Annotated in this window: 6 protein-coding genes; 2 read left to right on the forward strand and 4 right to left on the reverse strand. The window is 70.9% G+C overall.

Going from position 1 to position 9,981, the window contains the following annotated elements:
* Window positions 1-80: 80 nt before the first annotated feature.
* From ACFC0D_RS37090 to ACFC0D_RS37100, 3 genes are read right to left on the reverse strand one after another with little or no spacing between them, the layout of a single operon-like run.
* A complete protein-coding gene (locus tag ACFC0D_RS37090) occupies window positions 81-3,008 on the reverse strand; it encodes an NACHT domain-containing protein (protein WP_376446127.1) in 2,928 nt (975 codons plus the stop codon).
* Entirely contained in the window at window positions 3,008-3,325 is a 318-nt protein-coding gene (locus ACFC0D_RS37095) for a trypco2 family protein (RefSeq protein ID WP_376446130.1), read from the reverse strand. Before ACFC0D_RS37095 ends, ACFC0D_RS37090 begins: the two co-directional genes overlap by 1 nt.
* Before the next feature lie 38 nt (window positions 3,326-3,363).
* Window positions 3,364-6,486: an NACHT domain-containing protein gene (locus tag ACFC0D_RS37100; RefSeq protein WP_376446133.1), complete on the reverse strand. Its 3,123-nt coding sequence runs from the start codon at window positions 6,484-6,486 to the stop codon at window positions 3,364-3,366.
* A 479-nt stretch (window positions 6,487-6,965) separates the two neighbouring features.
* Here ACFC0D_RS37100 and ACFC0D_RS37105 point away from each other — a divergent pair, with 479 nt between their 5' ends.
* On the forward strand, window positions 6,966-7,667 hold the full coding sequence (locus ACFC0D_RS37105; RefSeq protein WP_376446136.1) for a M23 family metallopeptidase: 702 nt from the start codon (window positions 6,966-6,968) through the stop codon (window positions 7,665-7,667).
* Window positions 7,668-7,680: 13 nt separating this feature from the next.
* Here the strand turns inward: ACFC0D_RS37105 and ACFC0D_RS37110 are convergent, their stop codons facing one another.
* Entirely contained in the window at window positions 7,681-8,238 is a 558-nt protein-coding gene (locus ACFC0D_RS37110) for a TetR/AcrR family transcriptional regulator (protein WP_376446139.1), read from the reverse strand.
* 120 nt (window positions 8,239-8,358) lie between these two features.
* On the opposite strand from ACFC0D_RS37110, the gene ACFC0D_RS37115 reads away from it, so the two are divergent.
* A complete protein-coding gene (locus ACFC0D_RS37115) occupies window positions 8,359-9,936 on the forward strand; it encodes an MDR family MFS transporter (RefSeq protein WP_376446143.1) in 1,578 nt (525 codons plus the stop codon).
* Window positions 9,937-9,981: the final 45 nt, after the last annotated feature.

Here is a 9,981-nt window from a genome sequence, read left to right on the forward strand (position 1 = left end):
ACTCGGAAGAGTCCGGGGCCGCCCCTTTTGGCGTGGGCACGGGCCAGGACCAGCGGGCAGCCAGAGCTCCGGAACGGACCTCAGGGCTTCAGGGTGAGGCGGTTCAGGGTGAGCCGGTCGCCGAAGGGGGTACGGCCGAGGACCTGGCGTTTGGCGAGGCCCTCGATCTTCACTTCGAGCTCGGTGAGGGAGTGCAGCGGGGCCAGGTTCAGCCGGGTCACGTCCGGGAGGGGCCGTAGCGTGAGGTGGCGCAGGAGCGGCAGTCCGGCGATCACCTTCAGCTCGGGGGCGCCCAGCGGGACGCCGTCGAGCAGCAGGGTGTGCACACGGTCGAGGCCCTCCAGGGCCGTGAGGTCCGTCAGCCCCGCGCACCGCTGCACGGCCAGGGCGTCGAGTGTGGTTGCGAAGGGCGCGAGCAGCGAGAGGTCCGTCAGCCGGGGGTTGTCGGCGACGGTGAGCCCGCGCAGGACGTGGCCGTGGAGAGCGGCCGTCAGCTCCTCCGGGGCGAGTTCGCCCTGGAGGATCAGGTCGGGTGCGTGCCGCAGCACCGGGATCTGCGCGAGCTGGTCCCGGTCCGAGACGAAGAGGCTGTACCTGTCGAGCGGGAGGCGGGCCAGGACCTCGCGGGCGTACGCCTCCGCCGGGAAGTTCGACCAGCTGATGGACAGCCGGAAGGTGTGCCTGGCGTCGGCGTAGGCACGGGCGTAGGGGAGGGCCGCCGCGCCGCCGATCTCACAGATCAGGACGAGCGTCGCGTCGGTCCCTTCCGTGTCCGAGACCGTGGGGCCGGGCAGCAGGGGAAGGACGAAGGCCCCCAGCCGGGCGAGCGCCCTCAGCTGGTCGGGGCGCCGAGGAGGCAGGACCGAGGCCACCGCGTTCCGCACGCGCTCGTGGAGCGGCTCCGAGAGCCAGGCCGCGTGCTGGGCGCACAGGGCGGCCAGGACGTACAGGGTCGTCTTCAGGTCCTTGTCCCGGCTCCCCGAGCCGGCCGCGAGCAGCCCCTCCACCAGGACGGGCAGTTCCCGGCGGGAGCAGTGGCCGGCCGCGAGGAGCAGGACGTCGTGCCACTGCTGCTCGCGCGCGTGGCGCAGGAGTTCCGGGATGAGGTCGTCCTCGACGAACTCCTTGGCCGCCAGGAAGTCCTGGAACGTGCGGTGCGCGAACTGGAAGACGGAGTCGGTCCGTTCATGGAGCAGGCCGGTGCGGTTGAGGAGGTGCGTGAGGATCTCCTCGGGCGTGCCCTGGGCCGAGACCCGCGGCATCCCCGGCAGCGTCCGGTTCAACTGGTGCAGCGCCTGCTCCCGGGTGAACTCGGTCTGGCCGCACCGGACCAGCCATGCCGCGAGGCGCTGGAGGAGCTGCTGGTGCTCCTCCACCGACATCCGGATGCCGTCGGGGGCGTCGATCCGGCGCCGGTCGTCGCGGGCGCCGAGGAGCATCTGGAGCGCCGACGCGTACAGCGCCCAGCGGGTCTCGGGCAGGAACCCCTCCCGTAACCGGTGCAGGGCGCAGATCACCGCACAGAGGAGCGGGGAGCGGGCGAGGTCGGACAGGGTCGGGTTGTGGCGGAACTGCTGGAGCAGGTCCTGTTCGAGGCCCTTGAGGGCCTCGGGATCCTCGCCGTCGAGGCCGGCCGCGTCGTGCCAGGCGGTGACGAACGCCTGGATGTCCTGGTCCCGCATGGGCAGGAGGGTCAGCTCCTCGAAGCCCTCTGAGGCCAGCCACTCCGGCTCCACCGCGAGCGGCCGTACGGTCGCCACACAGCGGGTACGGGGAAAACGGGCGAGGAGCCCGGAGAGCCAGTCGTGCGCGGCCTCCCGGTCTTCCTGGGGCACCTCGTCGAGACCGTCGACGAGCAGCAGGCCCCGACCACCTGACAGGACCCGGCCCGCCCAGCCGTCGGGCGCCGGGTCGACCATCAGACCCGCGACGTCGGGGAGTTCGGCGGGCGAGGGGAACCCGGAGCCGCGGGCCCGGAGAGTACGGAGCGGGACGACGAACGGCACGAGACCGTTCAGCTCGGCGAGTCGGGGGCCGAGGGTGCCGGCGGCGGCGTGGGCGGCGAGCCACCAGACCAGGGTGGTCTTGCCGGCGCCGGCGTCGCCGCGGAGGAGGACGCGGGGGCGCGAGGCGAGGAGTTCGTCGATGCGGTGCGGGACGGTGGTGGATCCGGGCTCCCTGGAGGCGGCCTCCAGGGACAGATAGGCGGTGTCGAGGTCCCACTCGGAGGCCCGGCGGTTGAGCTCGTCCAGCCCGAAGATCTTGGTACGACGGTACGCGGCGCCGAGGGCTTCGGCGTACTCCTGCTCATGGCAGGAGTCGGCCGTGGTGTGGCGCGTCTGGGCGACCGGTTCCGGCGGGAGGCTGCCGGTCGCCTTGGCGTAGGCGCCTCTGAATCCGTCGCCGGCGACGATCGCGGCCAGGGGCACACACTCCACCCGCAGGTGGCCACGGCCGCGCGGGATTCCCTTGACGATTCCCAGCAGCCCGCTGCCCGCGAACACCGGCGCCCCGGAGAGGCCCGCGAGGGGGGAGCCGCCGTCGGCCCGTTCGGCGGCCGGGGGCCGGTCCATTTCGAGGATCATGGTGCGGCGGATCAGACCGGCGAGGGGCAGGACCGTACCCGTGTACTGGTCGCACTCCAGCCGGCGCCCCTCGTCGTAACGCTGGATGCGCGGAAAGCCGACGATCTCACAGTCGGGCAGGGGGCGTTCGGTGGCGACCACGGCGAGTCCGACGGCGGTCGCGTTCACCAGGGTGGTGACGAGCCCGGCGACGAGGCTCTCCGGCGCCTGGAGGAGCGCGGCGTCGAGTTGCGGATCGGCCCAGATCACCCGGCACAGGACCCGGTCACGCACACCGGGCACGGACACCCAGGCCGAGTAGCCGGCTTCCAGTACATGGGCGCAGGTGAGGACGGTGTCGTCCGTGAGCAGCACGCCGCTGCCCTGCCGTCCGGAGTGCTGGGAGTGGACGGCGACCGCGCGCCGACCGGGCGGAAGCCCCATCAGTCACCGAACCCGGAGGTGTCGCCGGGCTCGTCGTTGCCGACCAGCCACGGCCCGTTCGTGTCGGCGTTCCGGGGCTTGAGGGTGAAGGAGACGCGATGCGTCTCGCCCCGCGTGCGGGAGGCGTCGGCCCCGGCCTCGACGACCCAGGCCTTGACCTTGGTCCCGCCCTTGATCTCCTTGCGGAGTTCGATCGTGAACTCCATCTCGATGTCCCCCACTTCGAAGGCGACGGGCTTTCCGGTGGCGCGGGTGGCGGCGTCGACGAGTTGGTCGCGCACGGACTCGATGGCGTCGGCGAGCTCGATGTCGGTCATGATCGTCAACGTATCGGGGGAGGGTGTGGTCGGTCAGGTCATGTGCGGATGTCGACGGCGGGGGGAAGGTGTTCGGCGCCGGTGACCGTGGCGCCGTACATGTCGACGATCCCGAGATGCTCCAACCGCGCCAGGGGCGCGAGGTCGCGGACCAGGCCGCGGCTGTTGCTGAGAGTAAGCCGTCGCAGGGCGGGGAAGGTCCGGGCGATCTGCTCGAGGGTCGGGGCGTCATAGTGCTCGCCCACGATCACATGGTCCACCTGTGGCAGGACGAGGGTGTCGGGGCATGAGCGGAGGGTGGGGGCCGTGACCGACAGCGCCCGCAGGCCGGACACTCCGGCCACGGCGAACCAGTCGTCCTCGGTCGGAGAGGTGAACCAGGTGAGGTCCAGATCCGCCAGCCGGGGAACGCGGCACGTCCCGTCCGACGCTTCGCGGGAAGGCGTCCCCCGGAGAAGCCGCCACAGGCTGTTCCGCGACGCGTCCTCGGAGACTTCGAGGGAGCGCACGTCCGCCAGGACCGGGCTGAGGGCGGCCGCACCGCGGTTGGAGATGCCCTGGCGGATGTCGAGGAACTCCGGCCGCATCCCCAGGCGTACGAGTTCTTCGATCTGCTCGTCGGAGCGGAGGGTGACGTACAGGGCGTCGGGATCGAGGCGGGCGATGATCTCTTGCGCGTACTGCCGCACCTCGAACCGGGACCACCCCCACATCAGCTGCGACCGGACCCTCAGCGACGGGTGCCCGGTGAACCGGGCCAGGTAGGGCAGCGCGGCGTCGTCGGTGATGTGCGTGGCGGTGGTCACGACCATGGCCGCCTCGTCATGCGTCAGGCCGTCCGGGGCCGGCAACAGGTCCAGGACGGTGCGTCCCACCGACGCCAGCTCCCGTGCCTCCTCCGCGTCGCGCGGCGGAATCACCTCGCCCGTCCGTGCCAGGATCCGTTCCCGGATCTCCGGGGCCACCTCCGTCGCGTGGTCCAGCGCCGTCGCCGCGACGACCAGGATGCGGAGGTGCGAGCGCCGCGCCACCTCCGAGTCCGCGGCCTTCAGCAGTTCCTCGAAGATCTCCGCGCATTCGCGCGGCCGCGCGTGGCCGACGGCCATGCGGATGACGTCCTCCCACTGGTCGTCCGCCGCGTGCTGGACGAGGACGCCGATGTCCCAGCGGTCCACCAGGGCCTTCGCCGCCAGGTAGTCCTGGAAGGTGCGGTGGACGAAGTCGACCGTGTCCGCGGTCGGTTCGCGCAGCAGGCCGCTTCGGTGGAGCAGGTGCGTGAAGACCACGCCGGGGTCGGCCCCGGCCGCCTCCGTGATCGCGGGCACCGCCTCCCGTACGACCGACTCCGCGTGCGCGCGGTCCATCGTCGTCCGGCCGTTGAGTGTCAGCCAGTACGCGATCCGCTGGATCAGCTGGATCTGGGGCGCCTCACCCAGCTCGATCCCGTACGGCGTGCCCATGTCCCGCTCGCGGTCCCGGCGTGAGAGCAGCATCGAGAGTGCCGCGTCGTACAGCGCCTTGCGGCCGCGCGGCAGGAAGCCGCGGCGGCTGCGGTGCAGGGCGCAGATCAGACCGCACATCAGGGGGTTGGTGGCGAGCTGGGCGACGTCGGAGGTGGTCCGCAGGGCGTCGAGGAGGGGCTGCTCGTACGGCGCCGCCTCCGGCCCCGCGGCCGTGTGCCAGCGGCGGACGAAGGTGCCGACCTCGGCGGTGGACATGGGGGCGAGGCTGAGCTCGGTGAAGCCGTCCGACGCCAGCCAGTCGTCGCGTACGGCGGTGGGGCGGGAGGTCACGAGCCAGCGGTTGCCGTCGTAGGAGTCGAGGAGGTCGCGGAGCCAGCGGCGGGCGCGGTCGCGCTCGGCCTCCGGGATCTCGTCGATGCCGTCGACCAGGACCAGGCCGCGTCCGGCGGCGAGGACGCGGTCGGCCCAGCCGTCGGGCGGGGAGAGCGGGCAGTCGACGGCGGAGAGGAAGCGGTCGGGGGCCGGGAGCCGCTCGCCGTGGCGGGTGAGGGTACGGAGGGGGAGGACGAAGGGGATCCGGTCACGGAGGTACGCCATGTCCTCCGTCTGCTCGTCCCGGGCCGACGAGACCGCCAGCCACTGCACGAGGGTCGTCTTGCCGGAGCCGGCCATGCCACGCAGGAGCACCTTGTCGTGCCGGGCGAGGGCGAGGTCGGCGCGGCCGCCGAGGAGGTCGCCGCGGTGGACGACCGCCGCCGTGCCGGAGCGGAAGGAGGCCCAGGTGGATGCCGGGCCTTCGTCGTACGCGGACTGCGCACGCTCGTCGCCCGCACCATGGCGCTCCACCGTGGCCACCTCGCCCGGCACCGCGCCCGCCACCCGGCGCTCCCGCTCGCTCTCCGCCCGGTCCGTCGCCTCGCTCTCCCTCTCGTCCGGCTCCGCGAGCCACGTCCCGGCCCCGCTTTCCGCCGCGAACCACGCGCCCGCCCCCGTCGCCTCCAGCGACAGATACGCCACGTCCAGCGGCCACTTCTCCGGCGCGCCCTCCAGGTCCACCCCGTAGATCGTGAGGCTGCCGTGCTTCTTCGCCATGTACGCCAGGTACCGCCGCTCGAACTCCGCGTCCCGTGCGTCCACCCGTGGCGTACGGCGGATGACCTCGTCGACCTTGGCGGTCAGCTCCTGCTGGCCGCGGGTCTGCTCCACGAGCGTGCGGGCCACGAAGGTGGACCGCTGGGTGAAGAACTCCAGGATGTGCAGGCAGGCCCACTCCGTGAGCGAGCCGAGGAAGTGGACGGAGTCCGTCGACAGGCCGTCCGGGGCCGGGGCCGCCGTGCGCAGGCTGCGGGCGAGGGCCGGGGCGCCGAGGTGGACGGCCTGGACGTCGTCCATGTCGAGGTCGCCGAGGGCGAGGAGCGTCGCGGCCAGGGCGTCGGTGAGCGCCTCGGTCTCGTCGGCGGGGAACGGGGGCTCGCCGGGGCCCGTCACGGCTCGTTCGACGAGGGTGGCGGCGAGCTTGCGGACGTCCTTCTCCGTGAGCGTGCGCTTCTCGCCGCGGAAGGAGACGAGCCCGGAGAGCCGGATGCGCCGGGCCGCGCCCGGCAGGCCCGCCCCTGGACCATCGCTGACCAGGAGTTTCTTCAGGATCGGGCCCATCGCCGACGTGGCGAGGCGGGTGCCGATGAGTGACGGATCCATTGGTGTCCCCCCGGTGGTTCGCGACGTCGTCAGCGTAGTGCGGGACGTGATCGAAACGGCCTTGGTTGCGTGACCCAGGTCGCAATGGCGGCGGGCGCGCCGTGACAAGGCGCACAGGCGTTTCGAGGGGTACTAACCGGAATAGTGATGGCGTTTGCGGTCGATTCGGGACGTTCAGGGCCAGGGTGCCGGGACTTTGGTCCCTAGGGGGCGCGAACCGTGCGAGAAGCGGCCTGTCGGTCCGATCGGGGCAGGTCCGACGTGCGTATAAACCGTTTCTCTTGTGCCGCTTTGTCCGATTTCAGGGAAGGGTGTCCCGGGTCGTCAAGACCCGGACATTCCGGGAGATCGCTACGACGCAATGTCGTAGATGGGGTGGTTTACGCCGGATGGGGGTCCGGGTTACCAAGGATGAGCAACAGCCCGCCCGGCGCAGCGAACGCGTCGGGTTCCGTTCTGTCTCGGAGGTTTTCCCCCGTATGTCGAAGCGCGTCATGAACCCCGCCCGTATCACCGCCGTCGCCCTTGCCGCCGCCGGCCTGGGAGCGTCGCTGGTGGCCGGAGCAGGTTCCGCCTTCGCCGCCGAGGGCAAGGCCGCCACCATCGCGACTGCCGCGACCGGTGCGTCCACTGCCGTCGCCGCGCAGGCCGATGCCCAGGCCCAGGCCGCCGTCAAGGCCGCCGTCGCCAAGCAGGCCGCCGCCAAGAAGGTCGCCGTCGCCAAGGCCGCGAAGGCCGCCCCGGTCGCCGCCAAGAAGGCCCCCTCCTGGGTCAAGCCGGTCGGTGGCTACACCCTGACCGCCAGCTTCAACCAGGGCGGCGCCATGTGGGCCCACAAGCACTCCGGCCAGGACTTCGCCGTTCCGGTCGGCACCCCGGTCAAGGCCGCCGGCGCCGGCACCGTCGTGAAGGCCGGCCCGAACGGCGGCGGCGACGGCCCCGCGTACGGCAACGCCATCGTCGTCAAGCACGCCAACGGCAAGTACTCGCAGTACGCCCACCTGTCGAAGATCAACGTGCACATCGGCCAGAAGGTCGGCGCCGGCCAGAAGATCGCCCTCTCGGGCAACACCGGCAACTCCTCCGGCCCGCACCTGCACTTCGAGATCCGTACGACCCCGAACTACGGCTCCGCGCTCAACCCGGCCGCGTTCCTGCGTTCCATGGGCGTCTCCATCTGACCTGAAGAACGCTTCACCGCGCGCCGTGCGCCTGGGTGAGCAGATCGAGGGCGACCTCGAGGGCAGCTTCACGCTTCTCCTCGGGGTCGCCCTCGACGTTGTCCATGAAGAACATCCCCGCGTGCAGGGTGAAGATCGCGCTCACGCAGCGCACCCGGTCGATCACGGCGAAGTCCGGCTCCTGGATCAGGCCGCTCAGCTCGATCATCCGCTCCTTGAAGGTCAGGCCGATGCTCAGCTCGCGGACGGCCGCCTGGTTCTCCTGCATGAAGCGGAACAGCGGGGCCGCGCTGATCAGGGATTCCTGGTAGCGGCGCAGGATCTCCTCCCTGACCTCCAGCGTGCGCGGCTGCTCCCGCGCCCATGCGATCAGCTCGTCCACGGGCCTCGTGAGGTCCTGGAAGATGCCGATGATGATGTCTTCCTTGGTCTTGAAGTGGTAGTACAACGCGGCCTTGGTGACATCGAGGTGCTCGGCGATCTCGCGCAGTGAGGTCTTCTCGTAGCCCTGCTCCGCGAAGAGTTCGAGGGCCACGTCCTGGATGCGCTGCCGTGTGTTGCCTCTGGCCATGGTCCGCTCCCACGCACTCATTACTTACTTGACGACCGGCTAGTTACAGGTCTACCGTCCCAAGTGTAGTAACTAGCCGGGCGGCAAGTAAGTGCCCGAAGGGTTGTGGGGAGCGGAAGCATGGCGACGACCGAATCAGTAAAGACACCCGGGGAGGGAGAGGCCGAGCAGCCACGCAGCGTCCGCGTCGTCCTCCTCGCCCTCATGATCGCGATGCTGCTCGCGATGCTCGACAACATGATCATCGGCACCGCGATGCCGACGATCGTCGGCGAGCTCGGCGGCCTGGAGCACCTCTCCTGGGTCGTCACCGCCTACACCCTGGCCACCGCCGCCTCCACTCCCATCTGGGGCAAGCTCGGCGACATGTTCGGTCGCAAGGGCGTCTTCCTCACCTCGATCGTGATCTTCGTGATCGGCTCGGCGCTCAGCGGCATGGCCCAGGACATGGGCCAGCTCATCGGCTTCCGGGCCGTCCAGGGCCTCGGCGCCGGTGGTCTGATGGTCGGCGTCATGGCGATCATCGGCGACCTGATCCCGCCCCGTGAGCGCGGCAAGTACCAGGGCATGATGGCCGGCGTCATGGCGCTCGCCATGATCGGCGGACCGCTGGTCGGCGGCACCATCACCGACCACTGGGGCTGGCGCTGGTCCTTCTACATCAACCTGCCGCTCGGCGCCGTCGCCCTCGCGATGGTCACCGCCGTGCTCCACCTGCCCAAGAAGGAGCGCGACCGCTCCACCCGGATCGACTTCCTCGGCGCCGGGCTGCTGACCGTCGGCATCACCGCGATCGTCCTGGTCACCACCTGGGGCGGTACGGAGTACGCCTGGGGTTCCGCGACCATCGTCGGTCTCTCGGTCACCGGTGTCGCCGCGCTCGCCGCCTTCCTCTGGGCCGAGACCCGCGCCAGTGACCCGGTCGTGCCGCTGCACATCTTCCGGAGCCGCAACTTCACCCTCATGTCGGTGATCGGCTTCCTCACCGGCTTCGTGATGTTCGGCGCGGTCCTCTTCCTGCCGCTCTTCCAGCAGTCCGTACAGGGCGCCTCGGCCACCAACTCCGGCCTGCTGCTCCTGCCGATGCTGCTGTCGATGATGGTCGTCTCGCTCGTCTCCGGCCGGATCACCACCAACAGCGGCAAGTACAAGATCTTCCCGATCATCGGTACGGCGCTGATGGTGATCGGCCTGTTCCTGCTCGCGCAGATGGACACCGGTACCTCCCGCCTCACCTCGGGGATCTACATGGCGGTGCTCGGCGCCGGCATGGGCTTCCTGATGCAGATCACGATGCTCGTCGCGCAGAACAGCGTCGAGATGAAGGACATGGGCGTCGCCTCCTCCGCGACCACCCTCTTCCGCACCCTCGGCTCCTCCTTCGGCGTCGCGATCATGGGCGCGCTCTTCACGAGCCGCGTCCAGGACGAGATGGCGGCGCGCGGCGGCTCGGAACTGACCCAGCAGTCCGCCCAGCTCGACGCGGCCTCCCTGGCCAAGCTGCCCGAGGCGCTGCGCGAGGCGTACCAGCACGCGGTCTCCGCCGGCACGCACTCCGCCTTCCTGGTCGGCTCGGCGGTCGCCGTCATCGGCTTCGTCCTCGCCTTCCTCGTCAAGGAGGTGGCGCTGCGGGGCGCCGGACCGGAGGCGAAGCCGCAGCCCACGGACGAGGCGCCGAAGGTCGCCGAGACCGTCTGACCCGCGCTCCTATGCGGAAGGGGCCCGGCACACCTGGTGTGCCTG

Origin of the sequence: Streptomyces sp. NPDC056222 (assembly GCF_042264065.1) — a bacterium.
In the GTDB taxonomy this organism is placed as follows: Bacteria; Actinomycetota; Actinomycetes; order Streptomycetales; family Streptomycetaceae; genus Streptomyces.